This window comes from Rhodococcoides sp. S146-33 (assembly GCF_059489205.1).
The window spans coordinates 407,600-428,546 of the sequence record NZ_JCAJWY010000002.1; the positions used below are offsets into that span (position 1 = coordinate 407,600).

Annotated in this window: 1 protein-coding gene; it reads left to right on the top strand. The window is 65.1% G+C overall.

Annotated features, from left to right (window positions below; all coding sequences use genetic code 11):
* The first annotated feature begins 37 nt into the window (after positions 1-37).
* A complete protein-coding gene (locus tag AC5WEY_RS10595) occupies positions 38-20,947 on the top strand; it encodes a non-ribosomal peptide synthase/polyketide synthase (protein WP_495645884.1) in 20,910 nt (6,969 codons plus the stop codon).

Sequence of the window (20,947 nt, forward strand, 5' to 3'; positions counted from 1 at the left end):
TTGTGGGAAAGAGAGGCTTCGATTGGACCCGCTAGGTGTGGAAGATGCTGGACACGACGACGGAGTCGGTAGTCCTGAGCATTCGTCGTTCCCCCTGTCACCGGCCCAATTGGGAATGTGGTTCGCGCAGCATGTGGACCCGGCGGTACCCGCGAACATCGCCCAGTACATCGAACTGCACGGTGACCTCGATGTGGAGCTTCTTCGCCGGGCCTCGTCCCAGGCTGCGCTGGAGCTGCAGTCCGGATTCGTGCGCCTCCTCGAAATCGATGCCGAGCCTCGGCAGATCGTCGACCCCACGCTCGACGACTCCCTGAACTGCTTGGACCTGCGCGGTGAAGCCGATCCGCGCGCTGCCGCTCTGAAGTGGATGCACGACGACTACAGCGCGCCCATCGACGTCCTTCGGGACCGGTTGATCGCCGCTACCGTGCTGCGTCTGGACGACGATGTGTGGTTCTGGTACGAGCGCGTGCACCACGTGGTCCTCGACGGTTTCGGTGCCGTCACCTTCATGAATCGCGCTGCGGAGCTCTACACGGCAGCAGTCGAGGGCATCGAGCCGACCAAGAATCTGGCGTCGGACCTGACCAAGGTCTACGACATCGACGTGGCCTACCGAGACTCGAGCCGCTTCGAGGCGGACCGCGAATACTGGGCGTCGCGCATCGACGGCATCGACGGAGTCACCACCCTCGCCGGTCACACGGCCCCGCCCGCGGCGAAGAGTCAGATCGACACCACGGCTCTGTCCGCGGAGACCATGGAACAGCTCGAGGCCCTGCGCACCCGGACCGACACGACGATGGCCACCATCGTCATCGGTGCATTCGCTGCCTACCTCGCCCAGATGACCGGTCGCGAGGACGTCGTGCTCTCGCTGCCGGTGACCGCGCGCACCACCGCGGTGCTTCGCCGTTCCGGCGGAATGGTCTCCAACGTCGTGCCTCTGCGGCTCGACGTCGCAGGCGACACCACCGTCGAAACGCTTCTCGCGCGCGTCAACGCCGAGGTCTCCGGAGCCCTACGGCACCAGCGGTATCGGCACGAGGACATTCGCCGTGACGCGGGCGGTGCCAGCGGTCAGGCATCGTTCTTCGGCCCATGGGTCAACATCATGCTGTTCTTCGGCGAGGTACGCCTCGGCTCGATGGTCGGCGGTATCAACATCCTCTCCACCGGCCTGATCGAGGACTTCGGGCTCAACCTCTACACGAGCGTCGCCGGTTCTTCGACCCACATCGACTTCGAGTCCAACCCCAACTTGTACGGGCCGGAGCAGTCCGGGCGAAATCATGAACGGTTCGTCGACTTCATCGGCCGGTTCGTGGCCTCGGCTCCGGACGATCGGGTGTGGGATCTCGCGCTCACCGACGGTGACGAGCGTGAGCTGGTCGTCGAGAGGTGGAACGCAACCGGGCACGAGACGAGTCCGCGTACGCTGCTGTCTGCCTTCGAGGCAGCAGCGGCGGCGCACCCCGACTCGACTGCGTTGGTGTACGAGGGGGAGAAGCTCACTTACGGTGAGCTCGCCGGTCGAGTCAACGGCCTCGCTCGTCAGCTGATCGACATGGGCGTCGGCCCCGAGACCCTCGTAGGCCTCTCGATCCGTCGTTCGTTCGACCTCGTAGTCGGCATGTACGCCATCGTGGCGGCAGGCGGTGCCTGGGTCCCGATCGATCCCGATCATCCCGCCGATCGCACGGCGTACATCCTCGATTCCGCTCGGCCACGGTGTGTGCTGATCTCCTCCCGCGACGATGTGACGTTGCCGAAGGGAACCGAAACGGTTGCAGTGGATCTCGTCGACCACTCGTCGGTGTCCTCGGACCCGATCCGAGATGCCGAACGCACTGAAGCACTGTCTCTTTCGAACACCGCGTACGTCATCTACACGTCGGGTTCGACCGGTCGCCCGAAGGGTGTGGCCGTCGAGCATCGGGCAATCCACAACCAGATGGAGTGGATGCTCGCGGAGTATCCGATGGACGCGTCCGACGTCTATCTGCAGAAGACGGCCACCACATTCGACGTCTCGCTCTGGGGGTTCTTCCTTCCGCTGCGGGTCGGTGCGACGATGGTGCTCGCGACGCCCGACGGGCATCGCGACTCGGTGTACGTGGCCAACAAGATCGCCGAACACCGGGTCACCGTCACCGATTTCGTGCCGTCCATGTTGACGGTGTTCGTCGCCAATGCGCCGGCGCACACGTGCAGCTCACTGCGGCACGTGTTCGTGATCGGTGAGGCGCTGCCGGTCGAGACCGCTGCGTCGTTCCGGGCGATCTCCACTGCTGGACTGCACAATCTCTACGGACCCACCGAGGCTGCCGTCTCGGTGACGTACTACCCCAGCGGCCCGCAGGACAGCCGAACAGTTCCGATCGGTGTGCCCGAATGGAACACCAAGGCGTTCGTGCTCGACAGCCGCTTGCGGCCCACACCGATCGGTGAGTCGGGTGAGCTCTACCTCGCCGGAGTTCAGCTCGCACGCGGATACGTGGGCCGACCCGATCTGAGCTCGGATCGCTTCGTGGCCAACCCGTTCGGCGTCGGCGGCGACCGGATGTACCGCACCGGCGACCTCGTGCGTTGGCGCAGCGACGGAGTGCTGGATTACATCGGACGGACCGATTTCCAGGTCAAGTTCCGCGGCCAGCGCATCGAGCTCGGCGAGATCGAGACGGTTCTGCTCTCCCACGAATCCATCTCGCAGGCAGTGACCCTCGTGGTGCAGACGGTCACCGGCGACCAGTTGGTGGCGTACGTCGTCGCGGCTCCGGGACGATCGATCGAATCCGCAGCGGCAATCGAATTCGCCGGACACGCGCTGCCGTCGTACATGGTTCCGGCCGCGGTGGTCGTTCTCGATGCACTACCGCTGAACACCAGCGGCAAGCTGGATCGAAAAGCGTTGCCGGAACCCGTGTTCAGCAGCGCGAAGAAGTATCGGGCACCGAAGAGCCGCGCGGACTACGTGGTGGCGGGCATCTACGAGGATCTGCTCGGGGCCTCCAAGGTCGGCTTGGACGAGGATTTCTTCGAGCTCGGCGGCAACTCGCTGATCGCTACCCAGTTGGTGACCCGCGTGGGCAGTGCACTGGGAGTGCGGCTCGGCGTTCGAGAGCTGTTCGAGGCACCCACCGTCGGAGCGCTCGCGGCCAGGGCGGAATCGGCCGCCCGGCTCGGAGCGGACGTACCGGTGTTGGAGGCCAAGGAACGGCCCGAGCGCATCCCGCTTTCGCCTGCGCAGCAACGGATGTGGTTCCTCAACCGTTTCGACCCCACCACCGCGGTATACAACCTGCCCTTTTCCGTCAGTCTGACCGGACCCCTCGACGTGGTCGCCCTGTCGGCTGCATTCGCCGACGTCGTCGATCGACACGAGACACTGCGGACCGTGTACCCCGAGGTGGACGGTTCACCCGAGCAGGTCGTGCTGGAGGCGGCTCGAACCCCGGCGACCATTCAGCCGGTGCGCATCGACAGGCGTGATCTGGGCGGTCACTTGCACGAATTGGTCGGAAAGGGATTCGACGTCACGGTCGACACACCCTTCCGAATCGCGCTCTTCGAGATCTCACCGACCGAACACGAACTCGCCATGGTGCTGCATCACATTGCCGCTGATGGCGCGTCGTTCGGTCCGCTCGCACGGGACGTGCTCGTGGCCTACGCGAGCCGGATCAACGGGCGCGCACCGGAATGGACGCCGCTCGAGGTCCAGTACGCGGACTATGCGTTGTGGCAGCGGGCTGTGCTCGGTCCCGAGACCGATCCGCTGTCGATGGCATCCCGCGAAATCGCGTACTGGAGCGCGACTCTCGAGGATCTGCCGGACCAGCTGTCCTTGCCGTCGAGCAGGCCCCGCCCCGCGGTGTCCTCGAACGCGGGCAGCAAGCTGCGCGTCGACGTTCCGGCGAACCTGCACGCCTCGCTGACGCAGCTGGCGCGCGCGAACAACGCCTCGCTGTTCATGGTGATGCAGGCGGCGTACGCGCTGTTACTCGCCCGACTGAGCGGTACCACCGACATTGCCATCGGAGCGCCGGTGGCGGGTCGCGGTGAGCCCGCGCTCGACGATCTGGTCGGCATGTTCGTCAACACCCTGGTACTGCGCACCGATGTCGATCCAGGGTTGACGTTCGAGGAACTCCTGGAACGAGTCCGCGACACCGACCTGTCTGCGTTCGCCCATGCGGATGTTCCGTTCGAGCGACTCGTCGAGGTCCTCAACCCGGTCCGCTCGACGTCCAGGCATCCGTTGTTCCAGGTTGCGATCTCGTTGGAATCGGCGATGTCGCGGGAGCTCACGGTCGGCGGACTCCGCGCGGTGGCTGCCGAATTCGACGTCCCCATCGCCAAATTCGACGTACAGCTGTGGCTGACCGAGCATCTGGACGACGGTGTGCCGGCGGGCATCGACGCGGTGTTCGAGTACGCGACGGATCTGTTCGACGCAGAACTCGTGGACAGTTTCGCCCGTCGGTTCCTCGACATTCTGGGTGCCGTCACCGATGACCCGACGGTTCCGGTCGGTGACGTCGACATCGTCGATGCCGCGGAGTACGAGCGCGTGGCATCGCAGTGGAACGTGTCGGGAGTCGACGTCTCCCGAGAGGTGACGCTGGTCGACCTTCTGGACGCAGCGGCTTCCGAGAACCCGAACGGAGTCGCAGTTCGCTTCGATGGCACGTCGATGACGTACGCCGAGTTCGATGCACGTACCAATCGTCTTGCGCGAGTGCTGATTTCCAGCGGAGTCGGTCCCGAGAGCCTGGTCGCGGTCGCTCTGCCCAGGTCGGCAGAGCTCATCGTCGCTCTCGTTGCGGTGGTCAAGGCCGGTGGCGGGTACCTACCGGTGGACCCGAGCTACCCGCTCGACCGCGTCGAGTACATGCTCGACGACGCACGACCCACGTCGATTCTGTTCTCCGGTGCGAACCGGGTAGAGCTGCCTTCGGACGTCGAATCTCGTATCGGTACAGAGCTGCTCGATCTCGACACGATCGACCTCTCGGCGGAATCGAATGCGCGTGTCACCGACGAGGATCGGTTGCGTCCGCTGCGGCCCGACAACGTCGCCTACGTCATCTACACCTCGGGCTCGACCGGTCGCCCCAAAGGCGTGATGGTGCCGCACCGCAACGTGGTTCGGCTGCTCGCCAACACCGATTCGGTCTACGGCTTCGGTGCCGACGACGTGTGGACCATGTTCCACTCCTACGCATTCGACTTCTCGGTGTGGGAGTTGTGGGGCCCGTTGCTCTACGGCGGCACGCTGGTGGTCGTGGATTACTTCACCTCGCGATCGCCGGAGGCATTCCACCGGTTGCTCGTCGACGAGCGAGTGACCGTGCTCAACCAGACGCCTTCGGCGTTCTATCAGCTCTCCGAGGCCGATCGCGTCGCGGCAACGGACGGCGGCGAGCTGTCGCTTCGGTACGTGATCTTCGGCGGTGAAGCACTCGAACAGCGCCGGCTCAGCGGGTGGTTCGAGCGGCACGGGGACACCGCGCCGCGCTTGATCAACATGTACGGCATCACCGAGACCACTGTCCACGTGTCCTACCGACAGCTCGGTTCTGCGTCCCTCGGGAACAGTGCGTCGGTGGTCGGCAAGCCGATCGCGGGTCTGCGCGTGTTCGTGCTCGACACCCGACTACATCCGGTCCCGGTGGGTGTTCCCGGCGAAATGTACGTCGGTGGTGGACAACTCGCTCGCGGCTACCTGGGTCGCCGAGACCTGACGTCGACTCGTTTCGTGGCGAACCCGTTCGCCTCGGGGTCCGAGGACGGCTCGCTCCTGTACCGAACGGGTGACCTGGCGCAATGGAATGCCGGGGGTGAGCTCGAATACCTCGGACGCTCGGACGATCAGGTCAAGGTGCGCGGATTCCGCATCGAGCTCGGCGAGGTCGAGGCTGCGGTGACGGCCCAGCCGACGGTCACTCAGGCTGCCGTCGTCGTCCGTGAGGATTCGCCGGGTGCGGCGCGTCTTGTCGCATACGTGGTCTCCGCTGCGGTCGAGGGTCGACCGATCGTGGACATCGAGGACCTCAGGTCCGGTATCGCGACAGCCCTTCCGGAATACATGGTGCCGTCGGCATTCGTTGTGCTGGACGCGATTCCGCTGACGGTCAACGGTAAGCTCGATCGCCGGGCACTGCCGGCTCCGGTGTTCGAGGTGCGCGAGTTCCGCGCTCCCACGACACCGATCGAGGAGATCGTCGCCGACGTGTTCGCAGACGTTCTCGGCGTGGAACGTGTGGGTCTCGACGACGACTTCTTCGAACTCGGCGGTAATTCGCTGATTGCCACGCAGGTGGTCTCGCGCCTGGGAGTCGCTCTCGATGCGACCGTACCGGTGCGCATGCTGTTCGAGGCCTCGACGGTTGCCCTGCTGGCCGTGCGCGTCGAGCAGGCCGCAGGGGAAGGTGGACGCACCGCGCTCGTCGCGACAGTGCGCCCGGAGCGTATTCCGCTGTCGCTGGCGCAGCAGCGAATGTGGTTCCTCAACCGGTTCGACGCCGATTCCACCGCATACAACATTCCGTTCGCATTGAAGTTGACCGGCGAACTCGATGTCGCGGCGCTCCAGGTTGCGATCATGGACGTGATCGACCGGCACGAGTCGCTGCGCACGGTGTATCCGGATACCGCCCACGGCCCGCAGCAGTCCATTCTCGACGCCGCTCAGACGGTGCCGAACCTGATGCCGATTCCGACGTCCGCGGCCGATATCCAGCGGCAGGTTTTCACGTTGGCGTCGACGACGTTCGACGTGACCGTCAATGTCCCGATTCAGGCCCGACTCTTCGAGATCGGCCCTCGCGAACACGTCATTGCCATGGTGGTGCACCATATTTCGGCCGACGGATGGTCGATGGGTCCGCTGGCGCGCGACATCATGATCGCGTATGCCTCACGCACTGCCTGGGAGAACCCGGCATGGATGCCGTTGGAGGTCCAGTACGCCGACTACAGCCTGTGGCAGCGCTCGGTCCTCGGGTCGGAGGACGATCCGCAATCGCTCATCTCCGGCCAGGTCGACTACTGGGCTCGGATGCTGGCAGGGTTGCCGGATCAGCTCGATCTGCCGACCGATCGGCCTCGCCCGAATCGTCAGTCCTACCAGGGTTCGTCGATCAGGTTCGAGGTGCCGGCCGAGGTCCATCGTGGCCTCTCTGCGCTGGCCCACACGCACAACGCGTCACTGTTCATGGTCGTACACGCCGCACTGGCAGTCCTGCTCGCACGACTCTCGGGCACCGAGGACATTGCGATCGGTACCCCGGTCGCCGGTCGCGGCGACGCAGCCCTGGACGACGTGGTCGGCATGTTCGTCAACACCCTGGTACTGCGTACCGACATCGAAGCGGGTCGCACGTTCTCGGAGCAGATCGGGCGCGCGAGGGAAGTGGCGCTCGGCGCGTTCGGGCACGCCGATCTTCCGTTCGAGCGGCTGGTCGAGGTGCTGAATCCGTCTCGTTCGCAAGCACGGCATCCGCTCTTCCAGGTGATGCTCTCGTTCGAGAACCTCACCCGTACGCATGTGGACCTCCCAGGTCTGTCGGTGGACAGCGTCGCGCTCGACGCCGAGGTGGCGAAGTTCGATCTCCAGTTGACCGTCACCGAGTCCATCGGAGTGGACGGACGCGGACAGGGCATGGCCGCCGAGTTGACGTACGCGACCGACCTGTTCGATGCCGAGACGGTACGCGGCTTCTCCGATCGTTTCGTGCGGATGCTGACCGCTGTGGTGGCCGATCCTTCGGTGTCGGTGGGCGACATCGATCTTCTCGACGACGGTGAGCGCGAGAGAGTCGTGACCGCGTGGAACCACACTGCACACGATGTGCCCGAGCACGTGACGCTCGTCGACCTGTTCGACCGTCAGGTCGTCGCGACTCCCGACGCGCAGGCACTGGTGTTCGAGGGTGAGCAGTTGACGTACGCGGAGTTCGCTGCGCGTGCGAATCGTCTTGCGCGGCATCTGGTGTCGTTGGGTGTGGGCCCCGACTCGCTCGTCGGGCTCGCTGTCGGTCGTAGCCTCGATCTGTTCGTCGGTATGTATGCGATCGTCGAGGCGGGGGCGGGCTACGTCCCGATCGACCCCAAGCAGCCGGCCGACCGCAACGAGTACATCGTAGCCACGGCTGCGCCGGTACGGGTGTTGTCCACGTCGCGAGATCATGTCGAATTCGCAGGCGTCGAGACGATCGACATCGATACGCTCGACGTGTCGACGCTGTCCTCGGCTCCGCTGACCGATGCCGATCGAATCTCTCCGCTACGACCCACGAATACGGCATATGTGATCTTCACGTCGGGATCCACAGGCCGCCCCAAGGGTGTCGGGGTCTCACACGATGCGATCGTCAATCGACTGTTGTGGATGCAGGACGAGTACCCACTGACCGCCGAGGACGTGGTGCTGCAGAAGACACCGTCGACCTTCGATGTGTCGGTGTGGGAGTTCTTCTGGGCGTTGCAGAACGGTGCTTCGGTGGCCATCGCGGTTCCCGACGGCCACCGTGATGCGCTGTATCTACTGGATGTCATTGCACGCGAGCATGTTTCGGTGGTGCACTTCGTGCCGTCGATGATGTCGGTGTTCGTCCCCGAAGTGGAGCGCCGCCGCGCGTCGGGTGCGTCGTTGCGCTTGGTCTTCGCCTCCGGCGAAGCCCTGCCTCCCACTACTGCCCTCGCGCTGCGCCGTGCGGTGAAGGGCGTAGGGCTGCACAACCTGTACGGACCCACCGAGGCTGCCGTTGATGTCACGTACCACGCAGTGACGGACGAAGACTCGGATGTCATGCCGATCGGTGCTCCGGTGTGGAACACCGCGGTCTATGTGCTGGATTCACGGTTGAACCCCACTCCTGTCGGTGTTGCGGGTGAGCTGTACCTCGCGGGTGCACAGTTGGCTCGGGGCTACGTCGGGCGACCGGACCTGACCGCGGATCGATTCGTGGCGCATCCGTTCGCGACGGCCGGCGCGCGCCTCTATCGCACCGGCGACGTCGTGCGCTGGAACCGGCACGGCGAACTGGAATACGTCGGACGCTCCGACTTCCAGGTCAAGCTTCGCGGCCTGCGCATCGAACTCGGCGAGATCGAGTCGGCGCTGCTGGCGCAACGTTCGATCTCTCAGGCGGTCGTCGTCGTGCGTCGCGAGCAACTGGTCGGGTACGTCGTGCCGTCCGGTGCCTCGGTGGACACCGGAGCCGTCCTGGCGTCGCTGCGGGCTCGGCTCGCGGAATACATGGTGCCGTCGACCCTGATCGTGCTCGCGGAGTTCCCACTGGGCGCGAGCGGAAAGCTCGATCGAAAGAGCCTGCCCGATCCCGCCTTCGAGGTGACCGAGTATCGGGAGCCCACGAACGACATCGAACGTGTCGTCGCCGACGTTTTCGCGCAGGTGCTCGGTATCGAGCGGGTCGGTCTCGACGACGACTTCTTCGATCTCGGCGGTAACTCGCTCATCGCAACACAGTTGGTGTCTCGGCTGGGTGTCGCACTGGATACTCGCATCGCGGTGCGAGAGCTCTTCGACACGTCGACCGTGACCGACCTTGCTGCTCGGTTGGGCACGCTGGTCGCCACCGGTAGTCGCCCGCCACTGGTTCCGCAGGAGCGTCCGGAACACATACCGCTCTCGTTGGCCCAGCAGCGCATGTGGTTCCTGAACAAGTTCGACGTGGAATCGGCCGCCAACAACATCCCGATCGCCGTACGTCTGTCCGGTCTGCTCGACCGCCGCGCGATGCAGATCGCCGTGTCCGATGTCGTTGCTCGGCACGAGTCTCTGCGCACGGTGTTCCCAGAGACCGATGGCACCGCTCATCAGGTCATCGTCGACGCGCAGTCGGCCACCCCCGACCTGACGCCTGTCGACATAGCCGCACACGACGTGGCGGACGCGATGCGTGAATTGGCCACCACCGGCTTCGACCTGTCCAAGGATCTCCCGTTCCGGACGAGGCTGTTCGAGGTCAGTCCTACCGAGCACCTGTTGGTATTCGTAGTCCATCACATCGCGGCCGACGGATTCTCGTTGGGCCCGCTGACTCGTGACGTGATGAATGCGTATGCAGCGCGGTCGATGAGCCAGGAGCCGTACTGGTCTCCGCTGCCCGTCGATTACGCCGATTACAGCCTCTGGCAGCGCGAGGTGCTCGGGTCCGAGAACGATCCCACTTCCATCGTCTCGCAGCAGATCCATTACTGGACAACGGCACTGGCCGGTCTACCCGACCAGTTGGACGTGCCTTCGGATCGACCGCGACCCGCCGTCGCCTCGAACAATGGTGCGCTGGTGCGATTCTCCATCGACGAGGATCTGCATCGCGGCCTGATCGACGCCGCGAGAGCCGAGAACGCCTCGCTGTTCATGGTGGTCCACACCTCGCTGGCCGTGCTGCTGTCGCGATTGTCCGGTGAAGCCGACATCGCGATCGGAACTCCGGTCGCCGGTCGCGGCGAGGCCGCACTCGACGACCTGATCGGTATGTTCGTCAACACTCTCGTCCTCCGAACCGAGATCGATACCGCCCGCCGGTTCGACCAGGTGCTGGCCGATGCTCGCGAGACCGATCTGTCGGCGCTGGCACATGTCGACGTTCCGTTCGAGCGGCTCGTCGAGATCCTGAATCCTGCCCGTTCGACGGCGCGTCACCCCCTTGTGCAGGTGGTTCTCGCGTTCCAGAACCTGGGTCAGAAAGATCTGGAACTGCCGGGATTGTCGGTGTCCACCGTCGACTTCGAAACCGTGGTCTCGTTGTTCGATCTCCAATTCACGTTCGTGGAAAAGATCGGTCCGGCCGGTGCCCCGCAGGGCATGGTCGTCGACGTCACCTACGCGACCGATCTGTTCGACGAGGACACCGTCCTCGTCCTGTGCGAGCGACTCGTCACCGTTCTGGGTTCGGTAGCCGAGAATCCCACGGCCGTGGTCGGCGAGATCGAGCTTCTCGACGACAGCGAACGCACTCGAGTTCTCCGTGAGTGGAACGACACCGAACACCCCGTCGACCGCTCGCAGACCTTGGTGTCGTTGCTCGAGGCCCAGGTCGAGAAGACGCCGGGCGCAACGGCTCTGGTGTTCGAGGGTGAGTCACTGACGTACGCGGAGTTCTCGAGTCGCGTCAACCGACTCGCTCGCGTGCTGATCGCTCGCGGAGTCGGGCCGGAGACATCGGTTGCCGTCGCCGCTCGCCGGTCGATAGAGCTGCTGGTCGCCATTCATGCCATCGTGACGGCCGGCGGTGCCTACGTCCCCATCGATCCGGATCAGCCTGCCGAACGTACCGGCCACATTCTCGATACTGCGGCACCCGTGTGCATTCTGACGACCGGCCGCGACGGGTTCTCCTTCGACGCGAGTGTTCCCGCCCTGGACATCGCCGAGAATTCCGCCGAGAACCTCGACGTGTCGGACGCTCCGATCCTCGACGCGGATCGACGCGCCCCACTGCTGCCGTCGAATGCGGCTTACGTCATCTTCACCTCGGGCTCCACCGGAGTCCCCAAGGGCGTTGCCGTGGCACACATGTCCATCGTCAACCGCCTGTTGTGGATGCGAGAGCATTTCCCTCTGACCGCCGACGACGTGATGCTGCAGAAGACTCCGGTGACATTCGACGTGTCCGTACCGGAGCTGTTCTTCCCGCTGCAGATCGGTGCGACGTTGGTGATCGCGAAACCGGACGGTCACCGCGACCCGACGTATCTCGTCGACCTCATCGTCGAACGATCCATCACCGCTGCTCATTTCGTGCCTGCACTGCTCGAGGTGTTCGTCGGCGAGGACGGTGTTTCGCGCGCCGAGTCGCTGCGGATGGTGTTCGCGTCCGGTGAGGCCCTCTCCGCAGGGGTGGGCGCTCGGCTCCGGGCCGTCTTGCCGAACACCACGCTGCACAATCTGTACGGTCCGACCGAGGCTGCGGTCGAGGTGACGTCGTACGACGTGACCGAGGCCGACCTCGACGTGGTGCCGATCGGTGCCCCGGTGTGGAACACCCGGACGTACGTGTTGGATTCACGCTTGCGGCCGGTGGCTCCCGGAGTCGCAGGCGAGCTCTATCTCGCGGGCGTGCAGTTGGCGCGCGGATATCTGGACCGTTCCGACCTGACCGCCGACCGATTCGTCGCCGACCCGTACGGCGGGCGCGGCGAGAGAATGTATCGCACCGGCGACCTGGTGCGTTGGCGTGACGAGAACCGTTCTGGTGCAGCCGGATCGGGTGGGGTGATCGAATACCTCGGCCGCACCGACTTCCAGGTCAAGCTCCGTGGACTTCGTATCGAACTCGGCGAGATCGAAACTGTGTTGCGGCGCCATCCCGGTGTCGGATCGGCTGTGGTGCTCGTTCGTTCAAGCGAGGTCACCGGCGACCAGCTCGTCGCTTATGTCGTACCCACTCCGGGGTCGACCCTGGACCCGGCCGAGCTGACCGCGACGGCCGCACGTTCGCTCATCTCGTACATGGTCCCGGCGGCGTTCGTCGTACTCGATTCCCTGCCTCTCACACCGAGCGGCAAGCTCGATCGTCGATCGCTACCGGATCCCGAGATCGTTCAGCGCGAGTTCCGAGCACCGAGCACCGCCACGGAAATCGTCGTGTCCGATGTGTTCCGCGAGATTCTGAGCGTCGACAGTGTGGGTGCGGACGACGAGTTCTTCGCACTCGGTGGAAACTCGCTGGTGGCGACGAGAGTGGCGTCGCGTATCGGCGTCGCACTCGACACCACAGTGTCGGTTCGCGCAATTTTCGAGGCCGCCACGGTGTCTGCGCTCGCAGCCCGGCTGGACGAGCAGTCCGGTTCGCGTGCACGAAAGTCGTTGGTACGCAGCGAATTGCCCGATACGGTCCCGCTGTCGCTCGCACAACGCCGCATGTGGTTCCTGAACCAGTTCGACGTCGACGCCGCAACGAACAACCTCCCGGTCGCTATCGAGCTGACCGGAACGCTCGACGTCGATGCCTTGGCTGCTGCCGTCGCCGACGTCGTCGAGCGGCACGAGTCGTTGCGTACGGTGTATCCCGAGGTCGACGGTGTTGCGTCACAGGTCATCGTCGACGCCGCGCAGGTGGTACCGGAACTTCGCGCCCGTCCGGTCACCGAGGCCGAGATCGTCGGTGCGCTCACCGATCTGTTCATGGGCGGATTCGACGTCGCCACGGCACCGCCGCTGCGGGCAGCGCTGCTGCGGATCGAACAGGACCGTCATGTCCTGGCGTTCGTGACCCACCACATCGCTGCCGACGGCTACTCGATGGGACCGTTGACTCGTGATCTGATGATCGCCTACGGGGCCAGGTCTTCCGGAGTGGCACCGAACTGGGAACCGCTGCCGGTTCGCTACGTGGACTACACCCTGTGGCAGCTCGCGGAGCTCGGTTCCGAGGACGATTCGCAGTCGCCGATCTCGACGCAGATTCGGCACTGGTCGCGCACGCTGTCCGGACTACCCGACGAAATCACGTTCCCCGGCGATCGGCCTCGCCCGGACACCGCGTCGTATCGCGGTGGAAACGTCGTCCTCACTGTCGGTGCTGCAACCCGGGCGAGCTTGGAGGATCTGGCCCGCGACCATCGGTCGTCTCTGTTCATGGTGCTGCACACCGCACTCGCCGTACTGCTCGCGCGACTGTCTGGTGAGCGGGACATCGCGATCGGTACACCGGTCGCAGGCCGCGGCGACGCGGCACTGGACGATGTGATCGGCATGTTCGTCAACACCCTGGTGTTGCGCACGGACGTCGCGTTGGATTCGTCGTTCGTCGCTGCGCTGGAACATGTCCGGGATACGGATCTGTCGGCCTTCGGCCACGCGGACGTTCCGTTCGAGCGTCTCGTCGAGGCTCTCGATCCGGCTCGTTCGGCAGCGCGACATCCGTTGATCCAGGTGATGCTGACGGTGCAGAACATGGAGCAGACCGAACTCGAGTTGCCCGGACTGCACGTTCGCGGACTCGACCTCGACATCGTGACGGCCAAGTTCGACCTGCAGTTCACATTCACCGACAACGCCGACGGCAGCACGCGACTCGATGTCACCTATGCGCGTGACCTCTACGACGAGGACACCGCTCGCAGTTTCGGTACCCGGTTGCTGCGCATCCTCGACACGGTCGCCGAGAACTACGGCGCTCCGGTGGGAACCATCGAGTTGATGGACACCGCCGAGCGGGATCGCGTTCTGGCGCTTGCCCGTACGGCACCGGCCGTCGCGGATACGCCCGATACGCTGGTGGACCTGTTCGCCGCTCGCGCCGCCGAGGCACCCGAATCGGTGGCCGTGGTGTTCGGCGATCGCAGCTCGACCTACCGGCAGATCGACGAGGCATCCAATGCACTGGCCCGCCGTCTGTCGGCGGTCGGAGTGGGGCCGGAAAGCCTTGTCGCCGTGGTTCTTCCGCGGTCCACCGACCTCGTCGTCGGATTGCTCGGCGTGCTCAAAGCAGGTGGCGGCTACGTCCCGATCGATCCGTCCTACCCGGCCGATCGCATCGAGTTCGTGCTGACCGACTCGCGTCCTACCGCCCTGTTGACCTGGTCCGGGGTCGAGGTGGATCTACCGACGACATTGCCGCGCGTGGAGATCGACTCGTCCGACGAGGCGGTCGACACTGCGCCGTTGGAACCGACCGAACTGCGTTCACCGCGCTCCGACGCACACGTCGCCTACGTGATCTACACGTCGGGGTCCACCGGTAAGCCCAAGGGCGTGGTGATTCCGCATCGCAATGTCGTTCGCCTGCTTGCGAACACGCAGAGCGAGTTCGACTTCGGTCCCGAGGACGTGTGGACGCTGTTCCATTCCTTCGCTTTCGACTTCTCGGTCTGGGAGCTGTGGGGACCGCTCACCACCGGCGGCACCGTGGTCGTCGTGGACTACTACACCTCACGGTCGCCGGAGGCTCTGCGGGATTTGCTGGTTTCCGAGCGTGTCACCGTGCTCAACCAGACACCGTCTGCCTTCTACCAGTTGGACGAGGCCGATCGAACTGCAGCCACGACAGCCGATTACGCGCTGCGGTTCGTGATCTTCGGCGGCGAGGCACTCGAGCTGCGCAGGCTGTCGGGCTGGTTCGCCCGGCACGAAGACAGCAGTCCGCGACTGGTCAACATGTACGGAATCACCGAGACCACGGTGCATGTGTCGCACCGCGAGCTCGATGTGACCTCGGCCGCGTCCGCCTCGGGATCTCTGGTGGGACGGGCGATTTCAGGACTCGCGGTCTACGTACTCGACTCCCGGCTCGGGCTTCTGCCGGTCGGAGTTCCCGGCGAGATGTACGTCTCGGGCGGCCAGGTCGCGCGCGGATATCTCGGACGAGCAGGATTGAGCGCCACCCGTTTCGTGGCCGATCCGTTCGCTGCGGACGGATCGGTGCTGTACCGCACCGGCGATGTCGCACGGTGGTCCGCTTCGGGTGAACTGGAGTTCGTCGGGCGAGCCGACGATCAAGTCAAGATCCGCGGATTCCGGATCGAGCTGGGCGAGGTCGAATCCGCTGTCGCCGCCGCGGCGACGGTGGGCCAGGCAGCCGTGATCGCTCGCGAGGACGCTCCAGGCTCGGCGCGACTGGTTGCATACGTGGTGCCCGCTGCGGGTTCTGTCGTGGACGTCGACATCGTGCGTTCGTCGGTCGCCGAGAACCTCCCCGACTACATGGTGCCGTCCGCGTTCGTCGTACTCGACACCATTCCGTTGACGGTCAACGGAAAGCTCGACCGGCGCGCGCTTCCCGCGCCCGCAGCTCAGCTTCGGCAGTTCCGTTCGCCGTCCACTCCGATCGAGGAGATTGTCGCCGGTGTCTTCGCCGCTGTGCTGGGAGTGGATCGCGTCGGACTCGACGACGACTTCTTCGAGCTGGGTGGAAACTCGCTCGTCGCAACCCAGGTGGTCTCTCGGATCGGTGCCGCCCTCGGCCGAAACGTGCCGGTGCGGACGCTGTTCGAGGCATCGACGGTCGAGTCGCTGGCGAACCGTGTCGAACGAAGCTCCGGGCCCGAGCGACCAGCGCTGGTGCCGCGGCCGCGACCGGACTTCGTCCCGCTGTCGCTGGCGCAGCAGCGCATGTGGTTCCTCAACCGGTTCGACAACTCGTCGACGGCCTACAACATCCCGTTCGCGATGCGGTTGAGCGGCAACCTCGACGTCGACGCGCTCGAGCAGTCCGTCCTCGACGTCATCGAACGACACGAGACCTTGCGTTCGGTGTACCCGGACTCGCCGGACGGACCACATCAGGTGATCGTGCCGATGTCCGAGGTGCGCACAGCACTGACCGTCGTGGACACCGATGCCGAATCCGTCGCCACCCGCGTCGGTGAACTGTTGGCGACGACGTTCGACGTCACCGCGTCGATCCCGTTGAAAGCGGTGCTCTTTCGGGTGTCCGACACCGAGTTCGTACTCGGAATGGTCATCCACCACATCAGTGCCGACGGGTTGTCCACCGTTCCCCTCTCGACCGACGTGATGACGGCGTACGCCGCGCGCTCCCGCCGGTCCGATCCGCAGTGGTCTCCGTTGGCCGTCCAGTACGCCGATTACGCGCTGTGGCAGCGGGAGGTACTCGGCGACGACAGCGATGCCGACTCGATCGCAGCGCAACAGATTCGGTACTGGACGGACGCGTTGGCCGACCTTCCCGAGCAACTGGATCTGCCGTTGGATCACCCACGGCCTGCCGAGCAGACTTTCCGCGGCAGCCGCATAGATTTCCACATCGATGCCGAGATTCGGGACGCCTTGGTTGCGCTCGCACGTACCCACAACGCAACGGTGTTCATGGCCGTGCACGCAGCATTCGCGACACTGCTGGCCCGCATCTCCGGATCGCAGGACATCGTGGTCGGCACCCCGATCGCCGGCCGCGGCGAAGCGGAGATCGAGAACCTCGTCGGCATGTTCGTCAACACGCTGGTCTTGCGTCTCGACGCGCGCGCCGATGCCAGCTTCGAAGATCTTCTGACAGCGGCTCGCGAGACCGACCTGCAGGCGTTCGCGCACGCGGACATTCCGTTCGAGCGTCTGGTCGAGGTGGTGAATCCGACACGTTCGACGGCTCGGCATCCGCTGTTCCAGGTGGGCTTCTCCTTCCAGAACTTCGTGCGCCGCAGCTTCGAGTTGGACGGTCTCGACATCTCGGCACTCGACACCGACTCGACGACGTCTCAGTTCGATCTGCACCTGATCGTCACCGATGCGCCCGGATCGAGCGACCCACAAAGCAGTGAGCCCGGCGGATTCGGGGCGATGTTGACCTACGCCACAGATCTGTTCGACGAGCGAACTGCCCGGACTTTGGTCGATCGGTTCCAGCAACTGTTGGCCGCGATAGTCGCATCGCCTGCGACCGCCATCGGCGATCTGGATCTCTTGCTCGGCGACGAGCGCGAGACCATCGTCGCTCGCTGGAACGACACGCATCGCAGCATCGCCGAGAGCACGCTGACCGACCTCTTCGCTGCATCGGCCGCGCGAGATCGCAGCGCCGTGGCTCTGATCCACGACGCCGGAACACTCACTTACGGTGAATTCTCCGATCGCGTTGCACGGCTGGCGCGGCATCTGATCTCTGTGGGGGTCGGACCCGAAGTACGTGTGGGCCTTGCGATTCGGCGCTCCGTCGATCTACTCGTCGGCATGTACGCGATCTCGGCCGCGGGCGGTGCCTATGTTCCGCTCGACCCGGATCAGCCTTTCGAACGCAACTCGTTCGTCCTCGAGACGGCCGAACCCTTGTGTGTGCTCGTCGCCGCGAGCGGTGCGGACGAGGACGGGATCGCCTCGATCGCGGCGGCCGTCGACATCACGCAACTGGACCTGTCCGGCTATTCCGCCGAGCCGGTGACTCCGCACGAGCGGTCGTCGGTACTGCGCCCGGAGAACACCGCGTACGTCATCTTCACCTCGGGCTCGACCGGGCGACCCAAGGGCGTCGCAGTGAGCCACGGTGCCATCGTCAACCAACTCGAGTGGATGCGGGAGGAGTACGGCCTCGGCAGCGAGGACGCGTCGCTGCTGAAGACGGCGGCAACGTTCGACCTCTCGGTGTGGGAGTTCTGGTCTCAGCCGACGTCGGGCGGACGAGTCGTCATCGCGGCTACCGACGCGCATCGTGATCCGGATTACCTCCTGGCGGCAATCCGCGAGCACGAGGTGACGACGCTGCATCTGGTGCCCTCGACGTTGACGATGCTGACCACTGTCGCCGGCGGTTCCCTCGGACCCTCCTTGCGTCGTGTGCTGGCCATCGGCGAAGCACTTCCGGCTGCTCTGGCGCAGGACTTCCGGCGTCGGAACACCGCCGAGCTGTACAACCTCTACGGGCCGACCGAGGCCGCTGTATCGGTGACGGCTCACCCGGTGACCGATGCCGACACGGTTGTCGTCCCCATCGGTGTGCCGGAAGCGAACACTGCTGTCCACGTTCTCGATTCGCGTCTGCACCCAGTTCCGGCGGGAATCACGGGCGAGCTGTACCTCGCCGGTGATCAGCTCGCACGCGGATACTTCGGCCGCGAGGATCTCACTGCGGAACGGTTCGTTGCGAACCCGTTCTCGGCGGACGGCGAGCGGATGTACCGCACCGGAGACCTGGTGCGGTGGCGTCGGTCGGACGGCGATTCCGTGGGTGCCGAACGGGCACGACTCGAGTACGTCGACCGAGTCGACTTCCAGGTCAAGATCCGGGGATTCCGGATCGAGCTCGGCGAGATCGAAGCCGCAGTGCGCACACTGCCGCAGATCGCCGAAACCGCCGTCGTGGTCCACCGGGACTCGGTGGTCGGTCAGCAGTTGGTCGCGTACCTGGTGGGTGTCGACGGATCGGCTCCCGATACGGCGGCAGCCGAGAAGGATCTCGCGCGCGTCCTGCCGTCGTACATGATCCCGGCCGCGTTCGTCGTGCTCGAACGGCTTCCGCTCAACGCCAACGGCAAGCTCGATCGCGCGGCACTTCCGAACCCGGAGTTCGCGACAGCCGAGTTCCGGGCACCGGTGGGGCCCGTCGAGGAGATCGTCGCGCAGACCGTCGTCGATCTGCTCGGCCTCGACCGCGCCGGACGAGACGACGATTTCTTCGCGCTCGGCGGCAACTCGTTGATCGCAACGCAGTTGGTCTCTCGTCTCGGACAGGCGCTCGATGCGCAGGTTCCGGTGCGCGCAGTGTTCACCGCCTCGACGGTCGAGGGCCTCGCGGCACACATCGCGCCCCTCGTCGGCGGGGGAGCGCGTCGGGAGCTGACCTCGGTCGCGCGGCCCGAGGTTCTGCCGCTCTCGGTGGCACAGGACCGAATGTGGACGATCAACCGAGTCGATCCGGAGTCCGCCGCGTACAACATCCCGGTGGCGGTCCGACTGACCGGCGAACTCGATGTAGCTGCTCTCGCGGCGGCGTTCGACGACGTGGTGGCCCGACACGAGATTCTGCGGACCCGGTATCCGGAGGGCGCGGACGGTCCGATGCAACTCATCGGATCGGTCGCCGACGTCGGGGTCGACCTGACCCCGGAGAAGGTCGACCGAGACGCGATGCCTGCCCGCCTGATGGAAGTCCTGGGGACAGGTTTCGACGTCACGAGCGAAGTGCCGGTACGTGCAGCTCTGCTCGAGGTCGGTGCGGACGAACACATACTGGCCGTTGTCGCGCACCATATTTCCGCCGACGGTTTCTCCATGGGCCCGCTCATCCGTGACGTGATGGTGGCCTACACGGCACGCGTCGACGGAGGCATGCCCACGTGGGAGCCGCTCGACGTCCAGTACGCCGACTTCGCGATGTGGCAGCGCGAGGTACTCGGCAGCGAGGCCGACCCGGACAGCGCGCTCGCCCGACAGCTGTCCTACTGGACCGAACGACTGTCCGGAGCTCCGGAAGTGCTGGAACTACCGACCGATTCACCGCGTCCGGCCCGGCCGTCGATGCACGGCGCTGCCTATCGGTTCACCATCGGTCGGGATGTCGCCGGTCGCATCGAGGAGATCGCGCGGGAGCACGCGGCCACCACGTTCATGGTGATCCACAGCGCGTTCGCCGTCCTGCTCTCGCGGCTGAGCAACTCCACCGACATCAGCATCGGCACGCCGAGCGCCGGCCGCGGTGAGCAGAAACTGGACGACCTGGTCGGCATGTTCGTCAACACTCTGGTTCTGCGTACCCGCGTGCAGCGCGCCGATTCGTTCCTGGATCTGTTGCAGCAGGCCAAGGAGACCGATCTCGCCGCGTTCGGCAACGCGGACGTGCCGTTCGAGCGTCTCGTCGATGCGCTCGGTCGGGCCAGGTCCACTGCATACACGCCGTTGTTCCAGGTGATGCTGACGTTCCAGAACCACACCACCGGAACGTTCGAGCTGCCAGGACTGCGCATCGAGGCGCTCGACGCCGGCGACGACCAGGCGAAGTTCGACCTGCAGTTGACCGCGGTCGAGTCGTTCGACGAGGCGGGATCACTCGCTGCGATCGAGGCGACGTTCACCTATGCGACGGAGCTGTTCACCGAGACAAGTGTGGCGATCTTCGCCGAGCGCTTCGGAAAGATCCTCGAGGCGGTCACGGCCGATCCGATGGTGGCCGTGGGCTCCATCGACGTTCTCACCGACGACGAGAAGGCCGAGTTCGCACCCAAGGCCACTCCGAAGACGATCGACGACCTGCCCGAGTTGGTGGCGCAGGCAGCGGCCGTCGCACCGGACGAGATTGCGTTCGAGCACGAGTCGACACGGGTGACGTTCGCCGCCATGAACGACAAGGTGACGCAGACGTCGGCGACGATGGGCGGTGCCATGAAGCCGCAGGCACTCATGACGGTGACATTGTCCGCTCTGGTGCCCGGCATACTTCCGGCCCTCGGTGCACAAGGGCTCACCACGGCTCTGGCATCGTTGATCGAACGTGCGGAGTCGGTGATCGCGTCATCGTGA